The sequence below is a fragment of the Cellulomonas sp. P2_F12 genome (assembly GCF_056403775.1).
Genome location: NZ_JBFUEV010000001.1, coordinates 126,636 through 152,996 on the forward strand (window position 1 = coordinate 126,636; position 26,361 = coordinate 152,996).

General features: G+C 70.5%; 25 protein-coding genes and 1 tRNA gene. 17 read left to right on the forward strand and 9 right to left on the reverse strand.

The features are described from left to right. Positions 1–225: 225 nt before the first annotated feature. Positions 226–381, reverse strand: a complete 156-nt coding sequence (locus tag AC1DWH_RS00600; RefSeq protein ID WP_477092035.1) for a hypothetical protein — start codon at positions 379–381, stop codon at positions 226–228. Between the two features lie 148 nt (positions 382–529). On the opposite strand from AC1DWH_RS00600, the gene AC1DWH_RS00605 reads away from it, so the two are divergent. Then, on the forward strand, positions 530–676 hold the full coding sequence (locus AC1DWH_RS00605; RefSeq protein ID WP_477092036.1) for a hypothetical protein: 147 nt from the start codon (positions 530–532) through the stop codon (positions 674–676). 233 nt (positions 677–909) lie between these two features. On the opposite strand, the gene AC1DWH_RS00610 is transcribed toward AC1DWH_RS00605, so the two are convergent. After that, positions 910–983 (reverse strand) — tRNA-Leu (locus AC1DWH_RS00610). 114 nt (positions 984–1,097) lie between these two features. Between AC1DWH_RS00610 and AC1DWH_RS00615 the strand changes: the two genes are divergently transcribed. Beyond that, entirely contained in the window at positions 1,098–1,784 is a 687-nt protein-coding gene (locus AC1DWH_RS00615; RefSeq protein WP_477092037.1) for an ANTAR domain-containing response regulator, read from the forward strand. 239 nt (positions 1,785–2,023) lie between these two features. Continuing rightward, on the forward strand, positions 2,024–3,292 hold the full coding sequence (locus tag AC1DWH_RS00620; RefSeq protein ID WP_477092038.1) for an ABC transporter substrate-binding protein: 1,269 nt from the start codon (positions 2,024–2,026) through the stop codon (positions 3,290–3,292). Positions 3,293–3,373: 81 nt separating this feature from the next. On the opposite strand, the gene AC1DWH_RS00625 is transcribed toward AC1DWH_RS00620, so the two are convergent. Further along, positions 3,374–4,132: an endonuclease/exonuclease/phosphatase family protein gene (locus tag AC1DWH_RS00625; RefSeq protein ID WP_477092039.1), complete on the reverse strand. Its 759-nt coding sequence runs from the start codon at positions 4,130–4,132 to the stop codon at positions 3,374–3,376. A gap of 59 nt (positions 4,133–4,191) precedes the next feature. Between AC1DWH_RS00625 and AC1DWH_RS00630 the strand changes: the two genes are divergently transcribed. Further along, the gene (locus AC1DWH_RS00630) at positions 4,192–4,809 is read left to right on the forward strand and encodes a nucleotidyltransferase family protein (protein ID WP_456846669.1); all 618 of its coding nucleotides are present in this window, start codon (positions 4,192–4,194) and stop codon (positions 4,807–4,809) included. Here the strand turns inward: AC1DWH_RS00630 and AC1DWH_RS00635 are convergent, their stop codons facing one another. From AC1DWH_RS00635 to AC1DWH_RS00650, 4 genes are read right to left on the reverse strand one after another with little or no spacing between them, the layout of a single operon-like run. After that, on the reverse strand, positions 4,810–5,640 hold the full coding sequence (locus tag AC1DWH_RS00635) for an ABC transporter ATP-binding protein (protein WP_477092040.1): 831 nt from the start codon (positions 5,638–5,640) through the stop codon (positions 4,810–4,812). Next, on the reverse strand, positions 5,637–6,605 hold the full coding sequence (locus AC1DWH_RS00640; RefSeq protein WP_477092041.1) for an ABC transporter ATP-binding protein: 969 nt from the start codon (positions 6,603–6,605) through the stop codon (positions 5,637–5,639). Before AC1DWH_RS00640 ends, AC1DWH_RS00635 begins: the two co-directional genes overlap by 4 nt. Beyond that, positions 6,595–7,581 carry a branched-chain amino acid ABC transporter permease gene (locus AC1DWH_RS00645; protein ID WP_456846666.1) on the reverse strand — a complete coding sequence of 329 codons (987 nt, stop codon included), beginning with the start codon at positions 7,579–7,581 and terminating at the stop codon, positions 6,595–6,597. Before AC1DWH_RS00645 ends, AC1DWH_RS00640 begins: the two co-directional genes overlap by 11 nt. Positions 7,582–7,590: 9 nt before the next feature. After that, positions 7,591–9,012, reverse strand: coding sequence for a branched-chain amino acid ABC transporter permease (locus tag AC1DWH_RS00650; protein ID WP_477092042.1), 1,422 nt, complete (start codon positions 9,010–9,012; stop codon positions 7,591–7,593). A gap of 343 nt (positions 9,013–9,355) precedes the next feature. On the opposite strand from AC1DWH_RS00650, the gene AC1DWH_RS00655 reads away from it, so the two are divergent. Continuing rightward, a complete protein-coding gene (locus tag AC1DWH_RS00655) occupies positions 9,356–10,051 on the forward strand; it encodes an N-acetyltransferase family protein (RefSeq protein ID WP_477092043.1) in 696 nt (231 codons plus the stop codon). Here the strand turns inward: AC1DWH_RS00655 and AC1DWH_RS00660 are convergent. Beyond that, positions 9,967–10,371 (reverse strand): hotdog fold thioesterase, encoded by a 405-nt coding sequence (locus tag AC1DWH_RS00660; protein ID WP_477092044.1) that lies wholly within the window; start codon positions 10,369–10,371, stop codon positions 9,967–9,969. The two genes, AC1DWH_RS00655 and AC1DWH_RS00660, sit on opposite strands and share 85 nt — an antisense overlap. On the opposite strand from AC1DWH_RS00660, the gene polA reads away from it, so the two are divergent. The 3 genes from polA (at position 10,370) to AC1DWH_RS00675 (ending at position 15,260) form a co-directional block, all read left to right on the forward strand. Continuing rightward, positions 10,370–13,129, forward strand: a complete 2,760-nt coding sequence (gene polA, locus AC1DWH_RS00665; RefSeq protein WP_477092045.1) for a DNA polymerase I — start codon at positions 10,370–10,372, stop codon at positions 13,127–13,129. The two genes, AC1DWH_RS00660 and polA, sit on opposite strands and share 2 nt — an antisense overlap. Before the next feature lie 125 nt (positions 13,130–13,254). Continuing rightward, on the forward strand, positions 13,255–13,605 hold the full coding sequence (locus AC1DWH_RS00670) for a DUF485 domain-containing protein (protein WP_477092046.1): 351 nt from the start codon (positions 13,255–13,257) through the stop codon (positions 13,603–13,605). Then, positions 13,602–15,260: a solute symporter family protein gene (locus AC1DWH_RS00675; RefSeq protein WP_477092047.1), complete on the forward strand. Its 1,659-nt coding sequence runs from the start codon at positions 13,602–13,604 to the stop codon at positions 15,258–15,260. Before AC1DWH_RS00670 ends, AC1DWH_RS00675 begins: the two co-directional genes overlap by 4 nt. 31 nt (positions 15,261–15,291) lie before the next feature. Here the strand turns inward: AC1DWH_RS00675 and AC1DWH_RS00680 are convergent, their stop codons facing one another. Further along, positions 15,292–16,107 (reverse strand): class I SAM-dependent methyltransferase, encoded by an 816-nt coding sequence (locus tag AC1DWH_RS00680; RefSeq protein ID WP_477092048.1) that lies wholly within the window; start codon positions 16,105–16,107, stop codon positions 15,292–15,294. A 106-nt stretch (positions 16,108–16,213) separates the two neighbouring features. On the opposite strand from AC1DWH_RS00680, the gene AC1DWH_RS00685 reads away from it, so the two are divergent. From AC1DWH_RS00685 to AC1DWH_RS00725, 9 genes are all read left to right on the forward strand, one after another. Continuing rightward, positions 16,214–17,239 (forward strand): 6-phosphofructokinase, encoded by a 1,026-nt coding sequence (locus AC1DWH_RS00685; protein WP_477092049.1) that lies wholly within the window; start codon positions 16,214–16,216, stop codon positions 17,237–17,239. Positions 17,240–17,465: 226 nt separating this feature from the next. Continuing rightward, positions 17,466–18,971 (forward strand): 30S ribosomal protein S1, encoded by a 1,506-nt coding sequence (gene rpsA, locus AC1DWH_RS00690; RefSeq protein WP_456847097.1) that lies wholly within the window; start codon positions 17,466–17,468, stop codon positions 18,969–18,971. 98 nt (positions 18,972–19,069) lie between these two features. Further along, positions 19,070–19,699 carry a dephospho-CoA kinase gene (gene coaE / locus AC1DWH_RS00695; protein WP_477092050.1) on the forward strand — a complete coding sequence of 210 codons (630 nt, stop codon included), beginning with the start codon at positions 19,070–19,072 and terminating at the stop codon, positions 19,697–19,699. Beyond that, positions 19,699–20,334, forward strand: a complete 636-nt coding sequence (gene pcp, locus AC1DWH_RS00700; protein WP_477092714.1) for a pyroglutamyl-peptidase I — start codon at positions 19,699–19,701, stop codon at positions 20,332–20,334. Before coaE ends, pcp begins: the two co-directional genes overlap by 1 nt. A gap of 41 nt (positions 20,335–20,375) precedes the next feature. Next, positions 20,376–22,484 (forward strand): excinuclease ABC subunit UvrB, encoded by a 2,109-nt coding sequence (gene uvrB / locus AC1DWH_RS00705; RefSeq protein WP_477092051.1) that lies wholly within the window; start codon positions 20,376–20,378, stop codon positions 22,482–22,484. Between the two features lie 18 nt (positions 22,485–22,502). Then, entirely contained in the window at positions 22,503–22,940 is a 438-nt protein-coding gene (locus tag AC1DWH_RS00710; RefSeq protein ID WP_477092052.1) for a VOC family protein, read from the forward strand. Positions 22,941–23,138: 198 nt separating this feature from the next. Further along, entirely contained in the window at positions 23,139–24,143 is a 1,005-nt protein-coding gene (locus AC1DWH_RS00715) for a TerC family protein (RefSeq protein ID WP_477092053.1), read from the forward strand. A 10-nt stretch (positions 24,144–24,153) separates the two neighbouring features. Beyond that, a complete protein-coding gene (locus tag AC1DWH_RS00720) occupies positions 24,154–25,149 on the forward strand; it encodes a TerC/Alx family metal homeostasis membrane protein (RefSeq protein WP_456847316.1) in 996 nt (331 codons plus the stop codon). A 47-nt stretch (positions 25,150–25,196) separates the two neighbouring features. Continuing rightward, positions 25,197–26,360 (forward strand): acyl-CoA dehydrogenase family protein, encoded by a 1,164-nt coding sequence (locus AC1DWH_RS00725; protein ID WP_477092054.1) that lies wholly within the window; start codon positions 25,197–25,199, stop codon positions 26,358–26,360. Position 26,361: the final 1 nt, after the last annotated feature.

A 26,361-nucleotide genomic window follows, 5' to 3' on the forward strand; every position in this document is an offset into this window, starting at 1 on the left:
CGGTCGCCGACAATCAGCGGCGGGGTCTTCCGATCCACACGTCCACGGACGGCGCGCAGAAGGTTCGCGCTGAACGATGGGCGGAACCGCCTACGTGGCTTCGCAAGATGGGCTGACTGTCCGCAACCGGCTGTGGGTCCGCCTCGGTCGCGGCGACATCGCCCACGGTCTCGCTGTGCCGGATCAACATCAGCTCGGTGACGTCCTCGCGCGCACGGCGCGTGCTCACGCCGGCTCTGCCCCCGTGGGGTCGGTCGGATAGATCTTGCGTGCGGGGACATCTTGGTTGTCGCCCTGGTCCGGCTGGCCTTCCGCCGGTGACGTGTCGGGCAGGGGAGGTGTGTCCCCCTTGCCGGTCGTGTTCGCGATCTGTTCGCTCACAGTGGGCTCCGATCGTGGTGGTCAGCGGCTTCCACTGTTGTCCAGACGCCCCGGTGACGCATCCGGTCCGGCCGTGGGACCGCGGCCCGGCGCGCGGTGGAGGACCGGGCGTGCCTACTGTGGCCAGCCCTGCACGAGGAGGTCAGTGATGAGCATCCCGGTTCCCGACAACGACGACACGCCGGACCTGCCTGACGAGCTGGACGGTCTTCCGGACAAGCAGCCGGCGGACTCGCCGCCTGCCGTCGAGAACCCGGGCAACCCCGACGCCCACGGCCCGATCATCCAGGCGTGAGCAGCCCGATCGTGGGCGGGCCGGACGGCCCCGGCGACCGCGATGACCCGTCGTCGCGAGAGTCGAGTGCCTCTACGAGCCTCGTTTGTGGGGTCCAGATCCCACTCGGGTTCTGCGTCTGACCTGCGATGTTGTTTCGCTGTGTCCCCACCGACGGCCTCCCTGTCCCCACAAGACAACGCGTCGTCGAGAGCGAATGTGGGCCCGACCTGCGGTTTTATCGCGAGCAAAGGTGCCCCGAGTGGGATTCGAACCCACACTGGATCGGGTTTGAGCCGAACGCCTCTGCCGGTTGGGCTATCGGGGCCGTGCAGAAGGATAGCCGCGCCAGGACGGTCGGGCGGTGCACGGGAGACCGCGTGGGCTGCCTCACAGGCACAACCACTGCGATCCGACAGGTGCCGCCCACTACTCTGTGCACGTGAGCACCGACGCGACCCCCGAACCCACCGAGGCGGCCCCTGAGGCCCTCGACCTGAGCACCCCCGCACCTGCGGGCGAGCCCACGGCTCCGGCCGCCGGTCGTCCGGCCCGGCGTGCGGTGGTCGCGGAGGACGAGGCGTTGATCCGCATGGACGTCGTCGAGACGCTCCGCGACGCCGGCTTCGACGTCGTCGGGGAGGCGGGCGACGGCGAGCAGGCCGTGCAGCTGGTCACCGACCTCAAGCCGGACGTCGTCGTCATGGACGTCAAGATGCCCGTTCTCGACGGCATCTCCGCGGCGGAGCGCATCGGCAAGGCACACCTCGCTCCGGTGGTGCTGCTGACGGCCTTCTCGCAGAAGGAGCTCGTGGAGCGGGCGCGGGACGCCGGCGCTATGGCGTACGTCGTCAAGCCGTTCAGCCCCGCGGACCTGCTTCCTGCGGTGGAGATCGCGATCTCGCGGTACGCGCAGATCACGGCGCTCGAGTCCGAGGTGGCCGACCTGGCCGAGCGGTTCGAGACCCGCAAGCGCGTCGACCGGGCCAAGGGTCTGCTGATGACGAAGATGGGTCTCACCGAGCCGGAGTCGTTCCGCTGGATCCAGAAGACGTCGATGGACCGTCGGCTCACCATGCGCGAGGTGGCCGACGCGGTCATCGAGCAGGTCGGTGGCGGTTCGTCCTGACGGGTGAACGACGAGGCCGGCCCGGCGACGATCGGGCCGGCCTTCGTCATGTTCGGACCCGCGAGATGCCGGTCATCCGTCCAGTTTCGTAGTTACTGGTCGGTTACAACTTGGCAACAACCCGCGCTGAGACATGTTGATTCACATCGCGGACACAAACAATGAGTACCTTCGCGCCACACCTGCAGGATCCCTACCGGGGTCCGGCGGATCGAAGTACTCACAGAGGGGTACCACGCATGATTCGTTCGACTCACGCAGTTCGGGCCGCGGCCCTGGCCGGTGCGGCCGCGCTGGTCCTCACCGCCTGTGGCGGTTCCGGGGGCAGCAGCGACGACGCGTCCGACGGTGGCACGGCCTCCGGTTCCGCAGACGCCCTCATCGTCGGCACGCTGCTCCCGCAGACCGGGTCGCTCGCCTACCTCGGCCCGCCCGAGATCGCGGGCGTCGGGCTTGCCATCAAGGAGATCAACGAGGCCGGCGGTGTGCTGGGCAAGGACGTCGTCCAGGAGGACGCCGACTCGTCCGACGCCGACCACGCCGAGGTCGCCACGCAGTCGGTGACCGACCTGCTCTCCAAGAAGGTCCAGGTCATCATCGGTGCGGCCTCCTCGTCGGTGACGCTGAACGTGGTGGACGACATCACGGCGGCGAAGGTCGTGCAGATCTCGCCGGCCAACACGGCCACCAAGCTGTCCGGCTACTCGCCGTACTACTTCCGCACCGCCCCGCCGGACACGGTCCAGGGCGCGGCGCTCGGCAACCTGATCACGGGTGACGGCCACTCCAACGTGGGCATCCTCGTCTTCAACGACGACTACGGCACGTCGCTGCGCGACGTCGTCGAGTCGACGGTCGAGGGCGCCGGCGGCACCATCACGTACGGCAAGAAGGGCCAGGAGTTCGACCCGGCTGCCAGCAGCTTCGACTCCGACATCACGGCCCTCCTGGCCACCAACCCCGACGCCGTCGTGGTCCTGGCCTTCGAGCAGACGAAGCAGATCATCCCGGCGCTCATCGGCGCGGGCGTCGACCCGTCGACGGTCTACCTCGTCGACGGCAACACGGCCGACTACTCGGCGGACTTCCAGCCGGGCACCCTCGAGGGCGCTCAGGGCACCATCCCCGGTGCGTTCCCGAGCGACGACTTCCAGGCCAAGCTGAAGACCGTCGACGCCAACCTCAAGGACTTCGCCTACGGTCCCGAGTCGTACGACGCCACCATCCTCGCGGCCCTCGCGGCCGTGAAGGGCAAGGGCACGGACGGCGAGACCATCCAGAAGAACCTGGCGGCGGTCTCGGGCGCGAACGGCGGCGAGGAGTGCAAGTCGTTCGCCGACTGCGTCAAGCTGCTCGACGACGGCAAGGACATCCAGTACAAGGGCCAGGCCGGCGTGGGTCCGTTCAACGCGGACAACGACCCGTCCAGCGCCTTCATCGGCGTCTACAAGTACGGGGCCGACAACAAGAACGTCTGGGTGAAGGCGGTCGAGGGCTCGGTCAAGTGACCTTGTCCTGATCGCGTCGACAGACGCTGGACCACCACCGAGGGCCGGTGCGGAGCGATCCGCGCCGGCCCTCGGTGCGTCTCAGACCAGCTCGACGTCGACGACGAGAGCCCGGTGGTCGGACAGGCCGGCGTCGACCGCGCGGCCGACGGCGACGGCGTGCACGGGACCGTCCGCGAGGATGTGGTCGAGCTGGCGGACGGGGGCCTCGACGGGATAGGTCGCGGCGTGCACGAGCGGCCGGAGGCCGGTGGTCCGGACCGGCCGCTCGAGGTTGAGGTCGCCCATGAGCACGAGGGGTCGGGGAAGGCTGCTGGTCTGCGCGGTGAGGTAGCGCAGCTGACGCGACGTCCAGCCCGGGATCACGGTCAGGTGCGTCGCCACCGCCGTCAGAGGCCCCTCAGGCGTCTCCAGGACGGCTGCCAGCGCCGCGCGTGGCTCGTCGCGCACCCACGACGGCCAGCGGCTGCCCGGCCAGCGCACGAGGGCACGAGGGCGGAGCGTCGGTAACGTCAGCACCCGCCACAGGCTGACCGGGTACCGGCTCAGCAGCGCGATGCCGTAGCTCGCCGTCGCCGGCTGCGCCTCGCCCGTCGCCGCGGTCCACAGACCGGGCTCGCCGTGCAGCACGGCGGCGAAACGGTGCTCGGGCGCGCCCATCGCCTCGGCGGCCACCGCCGTCAGGTCGGCGCCGTGCGAGCGAGGCTGGTCGCGGTCCACCTCCTGCAGGGCGAGCACGTCGGCGTCGAGGTCACGGATCGCTGTCGCGAAGCGGTCGACGTCCACCCGGTCGTCCGCGAGCGAGCGGGCGTGCAGGATGTTGAAGGTCGCGAGGCGCATCCCGACGATTGAACACGTCGACCTGCGGGAGCGCTCGTCGGCGTGTAGACACGGGTGCCATGACTGAGCCCGACGATCGCACCGCCCTGCAGGACGGCCTCCGGCTCACGGCGGTCGCCCTGATGGACGCGGAGATCCCGTTCGCCCTCGTCGGCGGGTACGCCGCGTGGGCGCGCGGTGCGCCGGAGCCGAGCCACGACGCCGACTTCGCGGTGATCGAGAGCGACGTCGACCGCGCGAAGGAGGCGATCGCGGCCGCCGGGCTGGACGTCCGGGACCCCGCCGAGAACTGGCTGTTCAAGGCGTTCCACCACGGCCAGCTGGTCGACGTGCTGTTCCGGATGGTGGGGGAGCCCGTCACCGAGGAGCTGCTGGCGCGCAGCGACGTGCTGGAGGTGCTCGCGGTCCGCATGCCGGTGCTGAGCGCCACGGACGTCGTCTCCGCGAAGCTGCGGGTGCTCGGGGAGCACGCGTGCGACTTCGGGCGCCTGCTGGCCATCGTGCGGGCCCTGCGCGAGCAGATCGACTGGGACCGGGTCCGCGCGGACGTCGACGGCCACCCCTACGGCCGCGCGTTCCTGTTCCTCGCCGACGAGCTGGGCATCACGGACGTGCGCCCGACCCCGGGGACGGACGTCGAGCCCGGCCGCGCGGACGCGACCGGGCTCGGCGGCTGATCAGGCCTCGGGTGCGGTGGGCGTGACCGGTGGCTTGTTCGCCGCCTCGACGTCTGTGGCCAGCGTCCCCAGATAGAGCTCGATCACCTTCGGGTCGTGCATGAGCTCGCGGCCCGGGCCCGAGTAGGCGTTGCGGCCCTGGTCGAGCACGTACGCCCGGTCGCAGATCTGCAGGGCACGCCGTGCGTTCTGCTCGACGATGACGATGGAGACGCCGGCCCTGTTGATCTTGCGGGTCCGGATGAACGTCTCGTCCTGGCGCACGGGGGACAGGCCCGCCGAGGGCTCGTCGAGGAGCAGGACGGACGGGTCCATCATCAGCGCGCGGGCCATCGCGACCATCTGACGCTCACCACCGGACAGCGAGCCGGCCCGCTGCTTGCGGCGCTCGCCCAGCGTGGGGAACAGGTCGACGATGAACTCGAACCGCTCGTTGTACTTCTTGGGGGCCTGGAAGATCCCCATCTGCAGGTTCTCCTCGATGCTGAGCGAGGGGAACACGTTGTTGGACTGCGGCACGAAGCCGACTCCCCGCTTGACCAGCGAGTCCGAGCGCAGGTGCGTGATGTCCTCGCCGTGCAGCGTGACGGCGCCCTGCCGGACCGTGACCAGGCCGAACAGAGCCTTGAGCAGCGTCGACTTGCCGGCGCCGTTGGGGCCGATGATGCCGACCAGCTCGCCGGGGTGGACCACGAGGTTGCAGCCGTTGAGGATGTCGACGCCCGGGATGTAGCCGGCGTAGACGTCCTTCGCGTCGAGCAGCGGCTCGCCGGTGGGGGCGCCGCGGTGGACGGAGGCGGCGTCGCTGGTGTCGGTGGCCGTGGTGCTCATGAGGTCTCCTCCTGCTCGCCGCGTGCGATCGCCTCGGCGCGGACCTCGGCCTCGAGCTGCTCGGTGGTCTCGTCGTCGAGCAGGCTGTCGTCACCCAGGTCGGTGTCGTGGTGCTTGCCGAGGTAGGCGTCGACGACGGCCTGGTCCTGCATGACGGTCTCGGGCGGCCCCTCCGCGACGATCCGGCCCTCGGCCATGACGATCACCCAGTCGGAGATGTGCCGGACCATGTGCATGTCGTGCTCGACGAACAGCACGGTGGTGCCCTCGTCGCGCAACGACTCGACGTGACCCAGCAGCGACTGCGTGAGCGCCGGGTTCACGCCGGCCATCGGCTCGTCGAGCATCACCATGGTCGGCTTGCTCATGAGCGCCCGGGCCATCTCGAGCAGCTTGCGCTGGCCGCCCGAGAGCGAACCCGCGAAGTCGTCGCGCTTGGAGTCGAGCTTGAACCGGGCCAGCAGCTCCTCGGCCTGGACCGTGATCTCCTTCTCGCGCGCCTTCCACAGCGGCGGGAAGAGGGCCGTGACCAGGTTCTCGCCGGGCTGCTTGGTGGCGCCGAGCCGCATGTTCTCGATGACGAGCATGCGGCTCAGGGCCTTGGTCAGCTGGAACGTGCGGACCATGCCCGAGCGGGCCACCCGGGCCGCCGAGACGCCGTGCAACGACTTCCCGTCGAACGACCAGGTGCCGGTGCTGGGCTTGTCGAAGCCGGTGAGCAGGTTGAACAGCGTCGTCTTGCCCGCGCCGTTCGGTCCGATCAGGGCGGTGATCGCGCCGCGCTGGATCTCGATGTGGTCGACGTCGACCGCCGTCATGCCCCCGAAGTGCCGGGTGATGTGGTCGGCGACGACGATCGGGTCGGGCTTCTTGGCGCCCGGGACGCGCTCGACATCCGCCAGGGTGGCCGCCACGGCTGCGCGGCGGCTCTCCCGGACGTCCGTCGTCGGAAGGTCAGCGGACATTGATCGCCAGCTCCTTCTTGTCGCCGAGGATGCCCTGTGGACGGAAGATCACCAGCAGCATGAGCGTGACGCCGACGATGATCCAGCCGAACTGCTCGATCTGCTCGTTCCGCATGATCGTCTCCGGGACGCCGTCGCGCATGACCGTCTTGATCAGCATGAGCCCGGCCCAGAAGATGATCGAGCCCAGCACGGGACCGAACACGGTCGCGGCGCCACCGAGCAGCAGGATCGTCCAGATGAAGAACGTCATCGGGCGGCCCATGGAGTCGGGTTGGACGGCTCGTGGGAGCACGTAGATGATGCCGGCCACCGCGCCGATGACGCCGCCGAGGATGAGCGACTGCATCTTGTACGAGTAGACGTTCTTGCCCAGCGAGCGGACGGCGTCCTCGTCCTCGCGGATGCCCTTGAGCACGCGACCCCACGGCGACTTGATGAGCAGGTAGACCAGCAGGCAGGCGAGGCCGACGACGACCCACGCGACGATGCGGATCCACCAGCTGTTCGACGCGTTGGTGGCGTACGAGAACGGGCCGAGGGACCACACGGTGTCCGGGAAGGGCGACGCACCGGTGAAGGTGTGCTTGTACTCGTTGCCGCGCAGGCCCGACGACGCGCCGGTGATCTCCGTCAGGGCCGTCGAGCGGCCGACCAGCCGGACGATCTCGGCCGCGGCGATCGTGACGATCGCGAGGTAGTCGCCGCGCAGCTTCAGCGTGGGGATGCCGAGGATGAGGGCGAAGACCGCCGCCGCCGCCATGGCGACGAGGACGGCCGCGTAGAGCGGCCAGCCGGCGATGGTCGCGATGGCGAACCCGTAGGCACCGAGCAGCATGAAGCCGGCCTGGCCCATGTTGAGCAGCCCGGTGAGGCCGAAGTGGATGTTGAGGCCGATGGCGCCGAGCGCATAGGCGGCTGTCGTCGGCGCGAAGACCTCGCCGGCGACGTTGGTGAGGATGCGGGACCAGTCCATGTCTGCTCCTTAACCGATCCGCTCGGCGCGGCCCAGAAGACCCTGGGGGCGCAGCAGCAGCACGAGGATGAGGATGAGGAGCGCCCCGGCGTAACGCATGTCGCTGGGGAGCACGAGGTTGGAGAGCTCGACGACGAGCCCGATGACGATCGAGCCGACGAGCGCGCCGAACGGGGCACCGAGGCCACCGAGCGTCACGGCCGAGAACATCAGGAGCAGCAGTGCGCCACCCATGTTCCAGCTGGTGGCGTTGAGGTAGAGGCCCATGAGCACGCCGCCGAGCGCCGCGAGCGCCCCGCCCAGGGTCCAGACCAGCCGGATGACGCGCTCGACCGTGATGCCGGACGCGGCCGCCAGGGCCGGGTTGTCCGACACCGCGCGGGTCGCGCGCCCGATCCGGGTGGCGAGCAGGAAGTACGCGACCCCGCCGAGCACCGCGCCCGCGATGATCACGGACCAGATCGACGTCACCGAGATCCGCACCGTGCCGATCGTGACGATGTCCGGGTTGGCGGTCACGATGCGCAGCGCGCTCGCCCCGAAGAAGAACTGGTACGTGTACTGCAGGGCCATCGACAGACCGATCGTCACGATCATCTGCTGCGTGGTGCCGACCCGCCGCCGCCGCAGGGGGTGCCAGATGCCGGCGTCCTGGATCCAGCCGCTGAGAGCGCCCGCGATGACGGCGAGCACGCCGGAGACGACCAGCGGGAGCCCGAAGGTCTGCACCCCGATGTAGGCGAGGATCGCGCCGAGCGTGACCTGCTCACCATGCGCGAAGTTGCTCAGTCCGGTCGTGCCGTAGATCAGCGAGAGGCCGACGGACGCGAGCGCGAGCAGGATGCCGAAGACGAGACCGCTGACGGTCTGCTGCGCGAGCCGCGACCAGCTGAAGCCGCCCTCGGTCGACGACCCGGTCGGCGCACCCGTCTCGCCGTTCGCGTCGCCGGTGCCGGGAGCGCTGGTCGCCGACGGGCTCGGCCCGCTGCCGCCGCCGCCGGAGGCCGCCGGGGTCCCGAGGGGGAACAGCGCGCCGCTCGACGACCCGAGGGTCACCGTGACCGTGCGCGGGTTGCCCGCGGGGTCCCGCAGCGACTCGCCCGCGGGGAGCGTGGTGGTGTCGAGGGTGACCGTGTAGTCGCCGGCCGCGGTGACCGGAGCGGTCCACTTGCCGGTGTCGTCGGTGGTGACCGTGAGGGTCGTGCCGCCGCCCTCGACCGTGAGCGTGACGCCGACGGCCGGGTCACCGCCCGAGGTCCGGATGGTGCCGTTGATGCACCCTGTGGCCGCGTCGGCGACGCACGGTCCTGTCGCTGCCTGCGCCGCGGACGGCGCGAGCAGGAGGACGAGCGACGCGACGAGGAGGACGAGCAGGGCGCTCGCGCTCCGGCGCAGGGTGGGGGAACGGTCCGCGGTGGCGAGCTCTCGCACTGGGACCTCCGTCCGTCTGTTCGGGTGTGGCACGTCGGGAGTCGCAGCGTCGTTGCCGCATCCCGTCCGACGTCTGCCGGGTGGCAGGACGATAGGCAGGGATTGTGTCGTGTTCATTTCGTGAACGCGAGGCTTCCGGTCGTTGCGACCCCCGCGTGTCGAAGTTTTCTGGTCGTTCGTCCAGAATTGGTGGACGATCCGTCCGACGAGGGGGCCCTAGGACTAGGCACCGGCGTCCAGGCTGGTCCATGATCGAGGGCGGCGCCATCGCGGGCAGAGGTGACGCCACCCCGACCGGATCCCCCTCGTCCCGTCTGGAGGTACCGCTGCCGTGCGTCTCGGTGTGCAAGTCCGCGAAGCCCTACCGGGCGACCTGGAGAGTCTCGTCGCGCTCTGCCTCACCGCGCGCCAGGAGGCGGCCGTCGGTGCGCAGCTGTGCACGGACGACGCCGATCGCCTGCGGGACCAGCTGGGAGCGCTCTTGGCGGTCCCCGGCGGACGCATCCTGCTCGCGCTCCTCGACGACGAGCCGGGGGGCTTGCTGCTGGCCCGCGTCGTCGGACCAGGCCCGTTCACCGACGTCGTGAGCCTCGACATCGAGGCCGTCTACGTGCTCCCCGCCGCCCGCCGGCGCGGCCTCGGGCACGCCCTCCTGGTAGGTGCCGCAGCCGTGGCCGAGGAGGCGGAGGCCACCGAGCTGTACTCGTCGCCCCTGCCGGGCGCGCGCGGCATGCAACGCTTCCTCGCCCGTCTCGGCTTCGCGCCGGCCGCGTCGCACCGCGTGGTCACCACGCAGTCGTTGCAGCGTCGGCTCGCGCACGAGCACGGTGCCGGGTCCGTCCGCCGCTCGGGCCCGCGGGGCCTCGAGGATCTCATCGCGCGTCGCCGGCAGGTCCGCGAAGCCCGGCAGCAGGCCGACGAGCCGGTACCCGCCGCGCGGGTGTCCGGCGCCGATCAGGCGCGTGCGTCGATCAACATGCAGGTGAGCCGCGCGGTGCAGACCGGTCGGCCCTCCTCGTCCTCGACCACCACCTGGTAGGTGGCCAGGGTCCTGCCGAGGTGCAGGGCTGTCGCCGTCCCCGTGACCACGCCGGAGCGCGCGGAGCGGTGGTGGGTGGCGTTCAGCTCGATCCCGACCGCGGCTCGCCCCTCTCCCGCGTAGGCCATGGCGGCGACGGAGCCCAGCGTCTCGGCCAGCACCGCGGACGCGCCGCCGTGGAGCAGGCCGTACGGCTGGGTGTTCCCGGCCACGGGCATGGTGCCCACGGTGCGCGTCGCCGAGGCCTCGGTCACCACGATCCCCATGCGCTCGATGAGGGTGCCCGCGTAGGCCTGGTCGGTGGTCGTCGTGTCGGACATGGCAGATAGGTTGGCACCCGTGAGCGACGCACTGCCAGCGGTACCGCCGGCCACTCCCGGAACGCCTGCCCGACTCCTCCTGATCGACGGTCACTCGATGGCCTACCGGGCGTTCTTCGCGCTCCCGGTGGACAAGTTCGCGACGTCGGCCGGCGAGCCCACCAACGCGGTGTTCGGGTTCTTCTCGATGATCGCGAACCTGCTGCGCGACGAGGAGCCCACCCACGTCGCGGTGGCCTTCGACGCCGGCCGGACGACGTTCCGCACCGAGGTGTACGAGTCGTACAAGGGCAACCGCGACGCGACGCCCGCGCCGTTCAAGGGCCAGGTCGCGGTGATCCAGCGCGTGCTGGACACCATGCACATCCCGTACCTGTCCAAGCCGCAGTTCGAGGCCGACGACATCCTGGCCACGCTGTCCGTGCAGGCGCGCGCGCAGGGCATGCAGGTGCTGATCTGCACGGGCGACCGCGACGCCCTGCAGCTGGTCAACGACGACGTCACCGTCCTCTACCCGGTCAAGGGCGTCTCCGAGCTCGCGCGCATGACGCCGGCGGCCGTCGAGACCAAGTACGGGGTGCCCCCCGGGCGCTACCCGGACCTCGCGGCGCTCGTCGGCGAGACCAGCGACAACCTGCCCGGCATCCCCGGCGTCGGGCCCAAGACCGCGGCCAAGTGGATCGTGCAGTACGACGGGCTCGAGGGGATCCTCGCCGCCGCGGACCAGGTCCCGGGCAAGGCGGGGGAGTCGCTGCGCGACAACCTCGACCAGGTGCGGCTCAACCGCCAGCTCAACGCGCTCCTGACCGACATCGAGCTGCCGCTCGGGCCCGAGGACCTGGCCGCGCGACCGTGGGACCGCACGGCGCTGCACGCGATCCTCGAGGAGCTCGAGTTCCGCGCGATCCGCGACCGGCTCTTCGCCATGCTTCCCGACGAGGGCGGCGAGGGACCGGGCACGGTCGCCGCGGCCCAGCTGGACCTCACCGTCCTGGGCCGGGGTGAGCTTGCCGCCTGGCTCGCCGAGCGGGCGGGCCGCCCCCTCGGCGTGGACGTGCGGGGCTCCGGCGCGCCGTCGGGCGGCGACGCCTGGGGGATCGCGCTGGCGGACCCCGACGGGCAGGCCGCCGCCTTCGACCTGGCCGAGATCCACCCCCCGGACGAGACCGCGCTCGCCGCCTGGCTCGCCGACCCCGCCGCGCCGAAGGTGGTGCACGCCGCCAAGGAGGCCTGGCACGCGCTGGCCGGCCGTGGGCTGCCCGTCGCGGGGATCGCCTTCGACACCGAGCTCGCGGCGTACCTGTGCCAGCCCGACCGCCGCGCCTACGACCTGACCGACCTTGCCATCGGGTACCTGCACCGGGAGCTGGGTGCCGACGAGGCGGCCGACGGGGCTCAGGGCGCCCTCGACCTCGAGCTCGACGGCACCGACGAGGGCCGCCGGGCTGCCGTCCGCGCCGCCGCGGTCCGGGACCTGGCCGACGTGCTCGGCGGCGAGCTCGCCGACCGCGGCGCGACCGGCCTGCTGGAGAACCTCGAGCTGCCGCTGGTCGACGTGCTGGCCCGGATGGAGCGGACCGGCATCGCGATCGACCACGGGTACCTGTCCGGCCTCGAGAAGTCGTTCGACAGCCAGGTGCAGAACGCGGCTGCCGAGGCCTACGCGGTCATCGGCCGGGAGGTGAACCTCGGGTCGCCCAAGCAGCTCCAGGAGGTGCTGTTCGACCAGCTGGGGATGCCCAAGACCAAGAAGATCAAGACGGGCTACACCACCGACGCCAACGCTCTGACCGACCTGTTCGCCCGCACGCAGCACCCGTTCCTCGAGCACCTGCTGGCGCACCGCGACGCCATCCGCCTGCGCCAGACCGTCGAGGGTCTGCTGCGCTCGATCGCGGCGGACGGCCGGATCCACACCACGTTCCAGCAGACGATCGCGGCGACCGGGCGGCTGTCCTCGGCGGACCCGAACCTGCAGAACATCCCCATCCGCACGGAGGCGGGCCGGCAGATCCGCCGCGCGTTCGTCGTCGGCGACGGCTACGAGACGCTGCTGACGGCCGACTACTCGCAGATCGAGATGCGGATCATGGCCCACCTCTCCGGCGACGAGGGCCTGATCGACGCGTTCCGCTCGGGGGAGGACCTGCACAGCTACGTCGGGTCGCGGGTGTTCGGCGTCCCGACCGACGAGGTCACGCCTGCCATGCGCTCCAAGATCAAGGCGATGAGCTACGGGCTGGCGTACGGGCTCTCGTCGTACGGGCTCTCCCAGCAGCTGTCGATCGAGGTCTCCGAGGCGGCCGCGCTCATGCAGGACTACTTCTCGCGGTTCGGCGGGGTGCGCGACTACCTCACGGGCGTCGTCGACGTGGCTCGGCAGACCGGGTACACCGCGACGATCCTGGGCCGGCGTCGCTACCTGCCGGACCTCACCAGCGACAACCGTCAGCGCCGCGAGGTCGCCGAGCGCATGGCTCTCAACGCCCCGATCCAGGGCAGCGCCGCCGACCTCATCAAGGTCGCGATGCTGGGCGTCGACCGCGAGCTCGCCCGCCGGGGTCTGGGGTCCCGGATGCTGCTGCAGGTGCACGACGAGCTCGTGCTCGAGGTGGCCGCGGGGGAGCGGGACGAGGTCGAGGCGCTGGTGCGCGAGCAGATGGGTGCCGCGGGGGACGCGGCGACCGACGGTCCGCTGGACGTGCCGCTCGACGTGACGGTCGGCGTGGGCGGCTCCTGGCACGACGCCGGCCACTGACGCCACGAAAGAGTGGATATCGACCGATTCGTCGCAAGTATCGGGTGCGAGATGACGTGATCTGCGCCACAGTGTCGGGCACACGGCGGCAGCGGAGCCGCTGACGTCCCTCCCGGGAGGCGCTGATGACCGACACCTTCGGAGATCGCGAGACCGACTACCAGCGGGTACAGAACAGCGGCGAGTTCCAGGCGCTCAGGCGCCGCTTCCGCCGCTTCGTCTTCCCCATGACGGCGTTCTTCCTCGCCTGGTACTTCCTGTACGTGCTCCTGGCCGACTACGCGCACGACTTCATGGCCACCAAGCTCTGGGGCAACATCACGGTCGGCCTGCTGCTGGGCCTGGGTCAGTTCGTCTCGACCTTCATCATCACGATGGTCTACGCGCGCTGGGCCAACACCAAGCAGGACCCGGTCGCCGAGCGCCTGCGTCGGCACATCGAGGACGGCGACAGCCTGGACGGCGGTGTCGCATGAGCGCGTCGCTGACGACCCTGCTGCGCGCCGCGGAGACCGAGGACATCGGCAACCCCGCGGTCAACATCGCGATCTTCGGCGTGTTCGTCGCGATCACGCTGGTCGTGGTGTTCCGGGCGTCCCGCAACAACCGGACGGCGGCGGACTACTACGCCGCCGGGCGCTCGTTCACCGGCCCCCAGAACGGCACCGCGATCGCGGGCGACTACCTGTCGGCGGCCTCGTTCCTCGGCATCTGTGGCGCGATCGCCATCAACGGGTACGACGGGTTCCTCTACTCGATCGGGTTCCTCGTCGCGTGGCTGGTCGCGCTGCTGCTCGTCGCCGAGCTGCTGCGCAACACCGGTCGGTTCACCATGGCCGACGTCCTGTCGTTCCGGCTCCGGCAGCGGCCGGTCCGCATGGCCGCCGCGCTGGCCACCCTGACGGTCGTCTTCTTCTACCTGCTGGCGCAGATGGCAGGTGCGGGCGGTCTGGTCGCGCTGCTGCTGGGCGTCGAGGGGACCACCGGTCAGGGCGTCGTCATCGCCGTCGTCGGCGCGCTGATGATCCTGTACGTCCTGGTCGGCGGGATGAAGGGCACCACGTGGGTGCAGATCATCAAGGCCGTGCTGCTGATCATCGGCGCGGCCGTCATGACGGTCTGGGTGCTGGCGCAGTTCGGGTTCAACTTCTCCGACCTGCTCCAGGGCGCGATCGACACCGCCGGTGAGGGTGGTGAGGCGCTGATCGCGCCGGGCAAGCAGTACGGCGTCAGCGCGATGAGCCAGCTGAACTTCCTGTCCCTCGCCCTGGCGCTGGTGCTGGGGACCGCCGGCCTGCCGCACGTGCTCATGCGCTTCTACACGGTGCCGTCGGCCAAGGAGGCGCGCCGCTCGGTGGTCTGGGCGATCTGGCTCATCGGCATCTTCTACCTGTTCACACTCGTGCTCGGGTACGGCGCCGCGGCCCTCGTCGGTCCGGAGGCCATCAAGGCGGCACCGGGCGGCGTGAACTCGGCGGCCCCGCTGCTGGCCTACGAGCTGGGCGGCACCGTGCTGCTCGGCCTCATCTCGGCGGTGGCGTTCGCGACGATCCTCGCTGTCGTCGCCGGTCTCACCATCACGGCCGCGGCGTCGTTCGCGCACGACATCTACGCGTCGGTCATCAAGCGCGGCGAGGTCAAGCCGGACGGAGAGGTCCGCGTCGCCCGGATCACGGTCGTGGTGATCGGCATCCTCGCGATCATCGGCGGCATCTTCGCCAACGGGCAGAACGTGGCGTTCCTGGTGGCGCTGGCCTTCGCGGTCGCGGCGAGCGCCAACCTGCCGACGATCCTGTACTCGCTCTTCTGGAAGCGGTTCAACACGTCGGGCGCGCTCTGGAGCATCTACGGCGGGCTCATCTCGTGCCTGGTGCTCATCGCGTTCTCGCCCGTGGTGTCCGGCAAGGTCGACCCCGTGACGGGCGCGAGCCTGTCGATGATCAAGGACACCTCGGTCGACTTCCACCTGATCTCCCTGGAGAACCCGGGGCTGATCTCGATCCCGCTCGGGTTCCTGCTCGGGATCCTGGGCACGTACCTGAGCAAGGACACGTCCAGCCCGGAGAAGTTCGCGGAGATGGAGGTCCGGTCGCTGACCGGGGCCGGCTCCGAGAAGGCGGTCGTGCACTGACCCGCTGACGCACCACCCCCGGGCGGTCGGCCTACGCGGTCGGCCGCCCGAGGTGCGTCACGAAGATCGCGGTGCCGGGGATCCGCGCGCCCCGCACCGGCCCCCAGCCGCCCCACGTCCGGTCGTGCCCGACCGGCCACTCGGGCTCGACCAGGCGGTCGAGCACGAAGCCGGCGGCCACCAGCTCGCCCACGTGGTCACCGAGGGTCCGGTGGTACTCGGCGTAGAGCACGCCGCCCGACTCGCCGAGCTCGGCGTACGGCGTGCGGTCGAAGTACGAGCGTGTGGCCGTCAGACCGGCCTCGCCGGGATCGTCGGGGAAGGCCCAGCGGACCGGGTGCGTCACGGCGAAGACCCACCGTCCGCCGGGGCGCAGCACGCGCGCCACCTCCGCGTGCACGCGGTCGGCGTCGGGCACGAACGGCAGGGCGCCGAACGCCGTGAACGCGACGTCGAACGACGCGTCGGCGAACGGCAGCACCCGGGCGTCGGCCTGGACCAGGGGAGTCGTGCGGCCCACCTCGGCGTCGTAGCGCGCCCCGGCGGCCAGCATCCCGGCGGAGACGTCGGTCGCGACGACGTCGACGCCCTCGCCGACGAGCCAGCGCGCGCACTGCGCGGCCCCCGCGCCGACCTCGAGCACGCGGGCGCCGGTGAGGTCCCCGAGCAGGCGCGCGTCCTTCTCCCGCACGCCCTCGGGGCACCAGCAGAAGTCGGCCGGACCGAGGAAGGAGCCGTGCTCGTCGAGGTACTCGTCGGCGTTCGCGTCCCACCATCCGCGGCTGGCGGCCCCTCCGGCCGCGGCCGGGACGTCGAGGTAGCCGGCCTCGGCCAGGGGATCGTCCATGGGACCAGTGTCACCTCTGAGGGCTGGTGCACCTGGATACGCTGTCCGCACGGCAGCCCGACGATGCGCTCCGGACAGTGTGTCCCCGCGACAAAGGAGTGCCAGCGTGCGAGTCGGACTGCTCACGGGCGGCGGAGACGTTCCCGGTCTCAACGCGGCGATCCGCGCCGTGGTCAAGCGTGGCGAGGGCGAGTACGGCCACACCATCATCGGCTTCCGGAACGGCTGGCGCGGTGTGGTCGACGGGTTCAGCGTGCCGCTCACGCGCCAGCACATCCGCAACCAGCTCGCGGTCGGCGGCACGCTCCTGGGCACGGCGCGGTACCACCCGCACGCGTCCGACGGAGGCCTGGACGCGGTGCTCTCGACGCTCGAGTCCGAGCGGATCGAGGCCCTGATCTGCATCGGCGGCGACGGCACGCTGCACGCCGCGAGCAAGGTCGCCGAGGCGGGCGTGCGCATCGTCGCCATCCCCAAGACCATCGACAACGACGTGTGGGGCACCGACCAGTCGATCGGCTTCGACACCGCGGTCTCCATCGCGACCGAGGCGATCGACCGCATCCACACCACGGCGGAGAGCCACAACCGGGTCATGATCGTCGAGGTCATGGGCCGGCACGCGGGCTGGATCGCCGCGACGTCGGGCATCGCCGGCGGGGCCGAGATCGTGCTGGCCCCCGAGGCGCCGTTCGACATCGACAAGATCGAGCGGTTCCTCAAGCACCGGCACCGCGCGCACGCCAGCTTCTCGATCATCGTCGTCGCCGAGGGCGCGGTCCCCGCGCCGGGCACGTCGATGGACTACGAGACGCCGATGGGCAAGTTCGGCGATATCGTCGCGGGCGCCATCGGTGAGCGGCTCAAGGTGGAGATCGAGAAGCGCACGGGCTTCGACACGCGGGTCGTCGTGCTCGGTCACGTGCAGCGCGGCGGGATCCCGACGCACGTCGACCGCATCCTGGGTTCGCGGTTCGGCGTCGCGGCGATCGACGCGGCCAGCGCCGGCCAGTCGGACGTCATGACCGCCCTGCGCGGCGAGTCCGTCGTGATGGTGCCGCTCAGCGAGGTGGCCGGCAAGGTCAAGTACGTGCCCGACGAGCTGCTGGCGGTGGCGCGCGCCCTGGCCTGATCGGCTTTGACCTGCCCATAGTCACCCCGATAGGGTGGACGGCGGTGCCGCGCGCCTTGTTGCGTCGGCGTGTCCCTGAACGCACTGCTCGTGCGTGGCTCTCTTCGCGGGAGTCCGGGGGCGTCCAGCCAGCTCGCTCGTGGTCACCAGCTACGCATGTCACCGTGCCGCCGGCACAACGTTCAGCCCGTACAACATCCCTGTCCGCATCGGAGCCCATCCCTACATGAGCATCACCACCCCCGCGAAGCCCGCCACCCCGCAGGTCGCGATCAACGACATCGGCTCGGCCGAGGACTTCCTCGCCGCGATCGACGCCACCATCAAGTACTTCAACGATGGCGACATCGTCGAGGGCACCATCGTCAAGGTCGACCGCGACGAGGTCCTTCTCGACATCGGTTACAAGACCGAGGGCGTCATCCCCTCCCGTGAGCTGTCCATCAAGCACGACGTGGACCCCGGTGAGGTTGTCAAGGTCGGCGACGCAGTCGAGGCCCTCGTCCTCCAGAAGGAGGACAAGGAAGGCCGGCTGATCCTGTCCAAGAAGCGCGCACAGTACGAGCGCGCCTGGGGCACGATCGAGAAGATCAAGGAGGAGGACGGCGTCGTCACCGGCACCGTCATCGAGGTCGTCAAGGGCGGCCTCATCCTCGACATCGGTCTGCGCGGCTTCCTGCCCGCGTCGCTGGTGGAGATGCGTCGCGTCCGCGACCTCCAGCCGTACGTCGGCAAGGAGATCGAGGCCAAGATCATCGAGCTCGACAAGAACCGCAACAACGTGGTCCTGTCGCGTCGTGCGTGGCTCGAGCAGACGCAGTCCGAGGTGCGCTCCACCTTCCTGCAGACGCTGCAGAAGGGCCAGGTCCGCCCCGGTGTCGTGTCCTCGATCGTCAACTTCGGTGCGTTCGTGGACCTGGGTGGCGTGGACGGGCTCGTGCACGTCTCCGAGCTGTCCTGGAAGCACATCGACCACCCGTCCGAGGTCGTCGAGGTCGGCCAGGAGGTCACCGTCGAGGTTCTCGACGTCGACTTCGACCGCGAGCGTGTCTCCCTGTCGCTGAAGGCGACGCAGGAGGACCCGTGGCAGGCCTTCGCCCGGACGCACGCCATCGGCCAGGTCGTCCCGGGCAAGGTCACCAAGCTGGTTCCGTTCGGTGCGTTCGTGCGCGTCGAGGACGGCATCGAGGGCCTGGTGCACATCTCGGAGCTGGCCGTGCGCCACGTCGAGATCCCGGAGCAGGTCGTCCAGGTCGGCGACGACGTGTTCGTCAAGGTCATCGACATCGACCTCGAGCGTCGCCGCATCTCGCTGTCGCTCAAGCAGGCGAACGAGGGCTTCGACCCGGCCAGCGAGGACTTCGACCCCGCGCTGTACGGCATGGCGGCCGAGTACGACGACGCCGGCAACTACAAGTACCCCGAGGGCTTCGACCCGGCCACGAACGAGTGGCTCGAGGGCTTCGAGGCTCAGCGCGAGGTGTGGGAGGCGCAGTACGCGCAGGCCCACGAGCGCTGGGAGGCGCACCGCAAGCAGGTCGCCGACGCCGCGAAGGCCGACGCCGAGGCTGCCTCGGCCGGTGCCGACGGTGCGACGTCGTCCTCCAGCTCGTCGAGCTCGTCCGCCGGCCCGGTGCCGTCGACGTACTCGTCGTCCACCGAGGAGGCCGCGGGCACGCTCGCGTCCGACGAGGCGCTCGCCGCTTTGCGCGAGAAGCTCACGGGCAACTGATCCACGCCTGACGCTCGAAGGCCGGTCACCCTCGCGGTGGCCGGCCTTCGGCGTCCGTGGACTCGGCGCCCGCAGCGCGAGCGGTGCAGGATGGGCGGATGCAACGCATCGGTCTGACAGGCGGGATCGCGGCCGGCAAGTCCGTCGCGGCACGGCGGCTGGGCGAGCTCGGGGCGGTGGTGATCGACTCCGACGTGCTGGCACGCGAAGCCGTGGCCCCCGGCTCGGCGGGCCTGGACGCGGTCGCCGAGGAGTTCGGCGCGGGGGTGGTCGCGGCGGACGGGTCCCTGGACCGCGCGGCGCTCGCCTCGATCGTCTTCACCGATCCGGAGGCCCGGGCCCGGCTCGACGCGATCGTGCACCCGATCGTGCGCCGGCTCTCCGCGGAGCGCGAGGCGTCGTCGGCCGTCACGGACCACGGCGCGGTCGTGGTGCACGATATCCCCCTGCTGGTCGAGACCGGGCAGGCCGACGCCTTCCACGTGCTCGTGGTGGTGCACGCGCCGGCGGTGCTCCGCGTGGAACGCCTGGTGCGCCTGCGCGGCATGGACCGCGTCGAGGCGGAGGCGCGCGTGGCGGCGCAGGCGAGCGACGACGAGCGCCTGGCGGTCGCCGACGTCGTGCTGGACGGCACGGGCAGCGACGACGACCTCCGCGCCCAGGTGGACGCACTGTGGGACCGGCTCGCCGTCGAGCGCGCCGACGAGCTCGCCGCCGAGACGCCGTGATGCGCGTCCTGCTCACGGGGTTCGGACCCTTCGACGGTCAGAGCGTCAATGCGTCCTGGCTGGCCGCGACCGAGGTGGTCTCGCGGTGGACCGGCCCTGACGAGCTCGTGGCGCGCGAGCTGCCCGTGTCGTTCCGGGGTGCGCGCCAGCAGCTGCGGTCCGCGGTCGCGGAGGTCGCACCGGACCTGGTGGTGTCCGTCGGCGAGGCGGGCGGGACGTCGGCCGTCCGGGTCGAGCGGGTCGCCGTGAACGTGATCGACGCGCGGATCCCGGACGTCGACGGGTCGGCGCCCATCGACGTGCCGGTCATCGCGGGGGCTCCCGCGGCGTTCTTCTCGACCCTCCCGGTGAAGGCCTGCGCGGCCGCGGTCCGGGAGGCGGGCGTGCCTGTCGAGGTCTCCACCAGCGCCGGTCTGTACGTGTGCAACGCGACCTTCTACGCGCTGCAGCACCTGATGGCCGGGCGGGCCGGCGTCCGCAGCGGGTTCGTGCACGTCCCGCGGACCCCGGAGCAGGTGGCCGACGGCGAGCCGTCCCTCGCGGTGACCGACTCCGCCTCCGGGCTCCTCGCCGTCCTGCGCGCGGCGTTGTCGACCACGACGGACCTGCGCGTGTCGGCGGGCACCCTGGCCTAGCCGGACCGCCGCGTGTCGGTGGTGGCACGTACGGTTGTGGCATGCGTCCAGTCACCGACCTCCAGCGGACCGTCGCGCCGTTCGAGGTGATCTCCGAGTACACGCCGTCGGGTGACCAGCCGAAGGCGATCAAGGAGCTGTCGGCCCGCATCAACGCCGGCGAGAAGGACGTCGTGCTGCTCGGCGCCACCGGCACCGGCAAGTCCGCGACCACCGCCTGGCTGATCGAGCAGGTGCAGCGCCCGACGCTGGTCATGGCGCCGAACAAGACGCTCGCGGCGCAGCTGGCCACGGAGTTCCGCGAGCTGCTGCCCAACAACGCCGTCGAGTACTTCGTCTCGTACTACGACTACTACCAGCCCGAGGCGTACATCGCGCAGACGGACACCTACATCGAGAAGGACTCGTCGATCAACGACGAGGTCGAGCGCCTGCGCCACTCAGCCACCAGCTCGCTGCTCACCCGGCGGGACGTCATCGTCGTCGCGTCCGTCAGCTGCATCTACGGCCTGGGCACGCCGCAGGAGTACGTCGACCGCATGGTGACGCTCTCGGTGGGCGACCAGGTGGACCGCGACCAGCTGCTGCGCAAGTTCGTCACCATGCAGTACACCCGCAACGACATGGCCTTCACGCGCGGGACGTTCCGCGTCCGCGGCGACACGGTCGAGATCATCCCGGTGTACGAGGAGCTCGCGATCCGGATCGAGTTCTTCGGCGACGAGATCGAGGCGATCGCGACCCTGCACCCGCTCACGGGCGACGTCGTGCGGTCCGAGAAGCAGATGCACATCTTCCCGGCCACTCACTACGTCGCCGGCCCGGAGCGCATGGAGCGCGCGATCAACGGCATCGAGCTCGAGCTGGAGGAGCGGCTGGCGGAGCTGGAGCGGCAGAACAAGCTGCTCGAGGCCCAGCGGCTGCGCATGCGCACTACGTACGACATCGAGATGATGCGCCAGATCGGCTCGTGCTCGGGCATCGAGAACTACTCGCGGCACATCGACGGGCGCAGCGCGGGTACCGCGCCGAACACGCTGATCGACTACTTCCCCGAGGACTTCCTGCTGGTCATCGACGAGTCGCACGTGACGGTGCCGCAGATCGGGGCGATGTTCGAGGGCGACATGTCGCGCAAGCGCGCGCTGGTGGACCACGGCTTCCGGCTGCCCAGCGCCACCGACAACCGCCCGCTGCGGTGGGAGGAGTTCGTCGAGCGGATCGGTCAGACGGTCTACCTGTCCGCGACGCCCGGCAACTACGAGCTCTCGATCTCCGACGGCGTGGTGGAGCAGATCATCCGGCCCACCGGCCTGGTGGACCCGCAGGTCGTGGTCAAGCCGACGACGGGCCAGATCGACGACCTCCTGGGCGAGATCCACGACCGGGTCGAGAAGGACGAGCGGGTCCTGGTCACCACGCTGACCAAGAAGATGGCCGAGGACCTCACGGACTACTTCCTGGAGAAGGGCGTCCGGGTCCGGTACCTGCACTCCGAGGTGGACACCCTGCGCCGGGTCGAGCTGCTGCGGGAGCTCCGGCTCGGGGAGTACGACGTGCTGGTCGGCATCAACCTGCTGCGGGAGGGCCTGGACCTGCCCGAGGTGTCGCTGGTGGCCATCCTCGATGCCGACAAGGAGGGCTTCCTGCGTTCGGGGCGCTCGCTCATCCAGACCATCGGCCGCGCCGCGCGCAACGTCTCCGGCGAGGTGCACATGTACGCGGACCGGATCACCGACGGCATGGCGCTGGCCATCGAGGAGACCAGCCGCCGCCGCGAGCGCCAGGTCGCCTACAACCTCGAGAACGGCATCGACCCGACCCCGCTGCGCAAGAAGATCGGCGACATCACCGACCTCCTGGCGCGCGAGGACGCGGACACGGCGGAGCTGCTCGGGGGCGGCGGCCGGCAGACCAGCCGCGGCAAGGCGCCCGTGCCGGGCTTCGGCTCGAAGAAGGGTGCGCCGCGCGACGAGCGGACCCGTCTGACCGGCGCCGCCGCGGGCGAGCTGGCGGACCTGATCCAGCAGCTGTCGGACCAGATGCACGCGGCCGCGGGGGAGCTCCAGTTCGAGCTGGCGGCACGGCTGCGCGACGAGATCTCGGGCATGAAGAAGGAGCTGCGGCAGATGCAGGCCGCCACGGCCTGAGGGGGAGCGGGGAGCGGGATGGCTGTTCCGGTGCAGGTGACGTTCGACGCGGCGGAGCCGCGGGCGCTCGGCCAGTTCTGGGGCGAGGTGCTCGGTTACGTCGAGCCGCCTCCACCGGACGGCTTCGCCAGCTGGGACGCGTACGTCGACACCCTCGACCTCCCCGCCGAACAGCGGGACGCTCTCTACTACGTGGTGGACCCCGACGGTGTCGGCCCGCGGCTCCTGTTCCAGCGGGTGCCCGAGACCAAGACGGCGAAGAACCGGGTGCACCTCGACGTCAACGTCGGGGAGGGCCTCGATCCGGCGGACCGTCCGGCGCTGTGCCGTCAGCGAGCCGCCGAGCTGGTGGAGCTGGGCGCCACGCAGCTGCAGGTGTTCGTCGACGAGGACGGCCCGGGGTCGTTCTGGATCGTCATGGCCGACCCCGAGGGCAACGAGTTCTGCCTGCAGTAGGCGGCGCGGAGACTCACGACTGCCATGAGGCTGTGCGTGGCCTATGCTTGCCCCCGTTGAAGGGGAGTACCCCAGACACGATCCCGTCGTCATCACGGACCCGTTCGCACGGGGCCCGGCTGGATCGGTCCGCGACTGCACCACGCGGGCGGGGGAGACCTTCGGTACCGATGCAACTCTCGTACCGGAGGTATTTCCATGGACGTTGCCGGCTGGGTCTGGGCAGCGACGGCGATCGGCATCGTCGGCCTGATCATCTTCGACTTCTACGCGCACGTGCGCACGCCGCACGCCCCGACCTTCAAGGAGTCGGTGCGCTGGTCGATCTTCTACATCGCGCTCGCCCTGCTGTTCGGCGTCGTGCTGGGGATGGTCTGGGGCTGGGGTCCGGGCACGGAGTACTTCGCCGGGTACATCACCGAGAAGAGCCTCTCGGTGGACAACCTGTTCGTCTTCCTGATCATCATGACCAAGTTCGCGGTGCCCCGGGAGTACCAGCAGAAGGTGCTGCTGGTCGGCGTGGTCATCGCGCTGGTGCTGCGGACGGTGTTCATCCTGGCCGGCGCCGCCGCCATCGACCAGTTCTCGTGGGTCTTCTACATCTTCGGCGCCTTCCTGATCTACACGGCGGCCAAGCTCGCCGGCGAGCACCACGACGCCGAGCACCCCGATCCCCGCGAGCAGCGTGACGGCATCGCCGTGCGGCTGCTCAAGCGGGTGCTGCCGACGACGGAGGAGTACTACGGCGACCGCCTGACGGTGCGGATCGACGGCAAGCGGCTGTTCACCCCGATGCTCGTCGTGATGGTCGCGATCGGCTCGACGGACGTCCTGTTCGCGCTCGACTCGATCCCCGCCATCTACGGACTGACCGACGAGCCGTACATCGTGTTCACCGCGAACGCGTTCGCGCTGCTGGGCCTGCGGCAGCTCTACTTCCTCATCGGCGGCCTGCTCGAGCGGCTGGTGTACCTCTCGCAGGGCCTCGCCGTCATCCTCGGCTTCATCGGCGTGAAGCTCGTGCTCCACGCGCTGCACGTCAACGAGCTGCCCTTCATCAACAACGGCGAGCCCGTCGCGTGGGCCCCCGAGATCCCCATCTGGCTGTCGCTCGCCTTCATCCTCGGCACCCTCGCGGTCGCCACGGTGGCCAGCCTGCTGAAGACCCGAAACGACGAGCGCGCCTCGTCGACCGAGAACTGAGGACCACCCGTTGCACGTCGACTCGCTCGTCTGGATCGTCTCGCTCGGACTCGCCGGCGCGTTGCTCGTCGTCGACGTCGCCATCGTGGGGCGGCGGCCGCACGTGCCGTCGACCGCGGAGTGCCTGCGCTACCTGGCGGGGTACATCGGTCTCGCGGTCCTGTTCGGCTTCTGGGTCTGGGGCTACTACGGCGCGGAGTTCGCCGGGCAGTTCTACGCCGGCTGGTTGACCGAGTACTCGCTCTCGGTGGACAACCTGTTCGTGTTCCTGCTGATCATGGGAAAGTTCGCCGTCCCGCGGGCGTACCAGCAGACGGCGCTGCTCATCGGCATCATCCTGGCGCTGATCTTCCGCGGGATCTTCATCTGGGCCGGCGCGGCCGTCATCGACGCGTTCAGCTGGGTGTTCTACCTGTTCGGCGCGTTCCTCGTGTGGACGGCGTGGAAGGTGGGCCGCGAGGGCGAGGCCGGCGACGACGACGTGTTCCACCCGCCGCTGCTGCTCCGGATCGTGCAGAGGGTCTTCCCGGCGACCCCGGAGTACCACGGGGTCAAGCTCACGGTCGTCGAGGGCGGTCGCCGGCTCATGACGCCGATGTTCGTCGTCCTGGTCGCCCTGGGTGCCACGGACCTGCTGTTCGCGTTCGACTCCATCCCCGCGATCTTCGGGCTGACCAGCGAGCCGTACCTGGTGCTCATGGCCAACCTGTTCGCGCTCATGGGGCTGCGCCAGCTCTACTTCCTTCTGGGTGACCTGCTCAAGCGCCTCGTGTACCTGAACATCGGCCTCGCGGTGCTCCTCGGCTTCATCGGCGTCAAGCTGATCCTGCACGCGCTGCACGAGAACGAGGTTCCGTTCATCAACGGCGGCGAGCCCATCGCGTGGGCGCCGGAGATCCCCATCTGGGTGTCGCTGTGCACCATCGTGCTGATCCTCGGCGTGACCGCCGTGGCGAGCCTGCTCAAGGTCCGCCACGACGAGCGGATCGCGGAAGCCCAGGGCTGATCGGTCGCGTGGCGTCATCCGGCCCGGGCCGGTGGCAGAGTTCTGACATGGCCCGCACGTTGCGCACGCTGCTCACCGACGACCTGCTCGAGCGGATCCACGAACGGGCCCCGGTCCACGACCGCGAGAACACGTTCCCGCACGACGACCTCGCCGACCTGGCGGCCGCCGGCTACCTGAAGGCCTTCGTGCCGGAGGCGCTGGGCGGGAGCGGGCTGTCCCTGGAGGAGGTCGCCCGGGAGCAGGTCCGGCTCGCGGCGGCGGCGCCGGCGACCGCGCTGGCGGTGAACATGCACCTCGTGGTGACGGGCCTCGCGGCGCTGCTGGTCGGTCGCGGCGACGACTCCGTCGAGTTCATCCTGCGGGACGCCGCGGCGGGGGAGGTGTTCGCGTTCGGCAACTCCGAGGCCGGCAACGACCTGGTGATGTTCGGCTCGCGGACCCGGGCGGAACGCCAGGCGGACGGCTCGTACCGGTACACGGGCACGAAGATCTTCACGTCGCTGTCCCCGGTGTGGACGCGGCTGGCCACGTTCGGGCTGGACGACTCCGACCCCGACGACCCCCGCCTGGTGCACGGCGTGGTCTCCCGGGAGGACGGCGGCGTCGAGACCCGTGACGACTGGGACACGCTCGGCATGCGGGCCACCCAGTCGGCGACGACCGTGCTCGACGGCGCGCTGGCCCGCCCCGACCGCGTGTACCGCTCGCTGCCGACGGGTCCCAGTGCCGACTCGTTCGTCTTCGCGCTGTTCGCTGTCTTCGAGATCCTGCTCGGCGCCGTCTACACGGGCATCGGGCGGCGGGCGATCGAGCTGGGGGTCGCCGCAGCCCGGCGGCGGACCTCGATGAAGTACGACGGGCGCGCGTACGCCCAGGACCCCGACATCCGGTGGCGGATCGCCGACGCCGTCCTGGCGCAGGACGGCGCCGAGCTGCAGGTGTTCGCGCTCGCACGGGACGTCGACGAGCAGGTCGATCACGGCGCGCGCTGGTTCGCGCAGCTGGTCGGGCTGAAGGTCCGGGCGACCGAGTCGGCGCGGGTGGTCGTCGACAACGCGATCCGCGTCTCCGGCGGCGGCTCGTACTTCAGCGGCAGCGAGCTCGGTCGGCTGTACCGCGACGTCCTCGCGGGGCTGTTCCACCCGTCCGACGACGAGTCGGCGCACGCGACGGTCGCCACCTCGGTGCTGGGTCCGCCGGAGGCCTGAG

Excerpts from the sequence above, each read along its gene's own strand:
- AC1DWH_RS00605 (WP_477092036.1), top strand. The coding sequence starts at position 530 with ATGAGCATCCCGGTTCCCGACAACGACGACACGCCGGACCTGCCTGAC.
- AC1DWH_RS00620 (WP_477092038.1), top strand. The coding sequence starts at position 2,024 with ATGATTCGTTCGACTCACGCAGTTCGGGCCGCGGCCCTGGCCGGTGCG.
- AC1DWH_RS00625 (WP_477092039.1), bottom strand. The coding sequence starts at position 4,132 with ATGCGCCTCGCGACCTTCAACATCCTGCACGCCCGCTCGCTCGCGGAC.
- AC1DWH_RS00630 (WP_456846669.1), top strand. The coding sequence starts at position 4,192 with ATGACTGAGCCCGACGATCGCACCGCCCTGCAGGACGGCCTCCGGCTC.
- AC1DWH_RS00635 (WP_477092040.1), bottom strand. The coding sequence starts at position 5,640 with ATGAGCACCACGGCCACCGACACCAGCGACGCCGCCTCCGTCCACCGC.
- AC1DWH_RS00640 (WP_477092041.1), bottom strand. The coding sequence starts at position 6,605 with ATGTCCGCTGACCTTCCGACGACGGACGTCCGGGAGAGCCGCCGCGCA.
- AC1DWH_RS00645 (WP_456846666.1), bottom strand. The coding sequence starts at position 7,581 with ATGGACTGGTCCCGCATCCTCACCAACGTCGCCGGCGAGGTCTTCGCG.
- polA (WP_477092045.1), top strand. The coding sequence starts at position 10,370 with ATGGCAGATAGGTTGGCACCCGTGAGCGACGCACTGCCAGCGGTACCG.
- AC1DWH_RS00660 (WP_477092044.1), bottom strand. The coding sequence starts at position 10,371 with ATGTCCGACACGACGACCACCGACCAGGCCTACGCGGGCACCCTCATC.
- AC1DWH_RS00670 (WP_477092046.1), top strand. The coding sequence starts at position 13,255 with ATGACCGACACCTTCGGAGATCGCGAGACCGACTACCAGCGGGTACAG.
- AC1DWH_RS00675 (WP_477092047.1), top strand. The coding sequence starts at position 13,602 with ATGAGCGCGTCGCTGACGACCCTGCTGCGCGCCGCGGAGACCGAGGAC.
- AC1DWH_RS00680 (WP_477092048.1), bottom strand. The coding sequence starts at position 16,107 with ATGGACGATCCCCTGGCCGAGGCCGGCTACCTCGACGTCCCGGCCGCG.
- rpsA (WP_456847097.1), top strand. The coding sequence starts at position 17,466 with ATGAGCATCACCACCCCCGCGAAGCCCGCCACCCCGCAGGTCGCGATC.
- coaE (WP_477092050.1), top strand. The coding sequence starts at position 19,070 with ATGCAACGCATCGGTCTGACAGGCGGGATCGCGGCCGGCAAGTCCGTC.
- pcp (WP_477092714.1), top strand. The coding sequence starts at position 19,699 with ATGCGCGTCCTGCTCACGGGGTTCGGACCCTTCGACGGTCAGAGCGTC.
- uvrB (WP_477092051.1), top strand. The coding sequence starts at position 20,376 with ATGCGTCCAGTCACCGACCTCCAGCGGACCGTCGCGCCGTTCGAGGTG.
- AC1DWH_RS00710 (WP_477092052.1), top strand. The coding sequence starts at position 22,503 with ATGGCTGTTCCGGTGCAGGTGACGTTCGACGCGGCGGAGCCGCGGGCG.
- AC1DWH_RS00715 (WP_477092053.1), top strand. The coding sequence starts at position 23,139 with ATGGACGTTGCCGGCTGGGTCTGGGCAGCGACGGCGATCGGCATCGTC.
- AC1DWH_RS00725 (WP_477092054.1), top strand. The coding sequence starts at position 25,197 with ATGGCCCGCACGTTGCGCACGCTGCTCACCGACGACCTGCTCGAGCGG.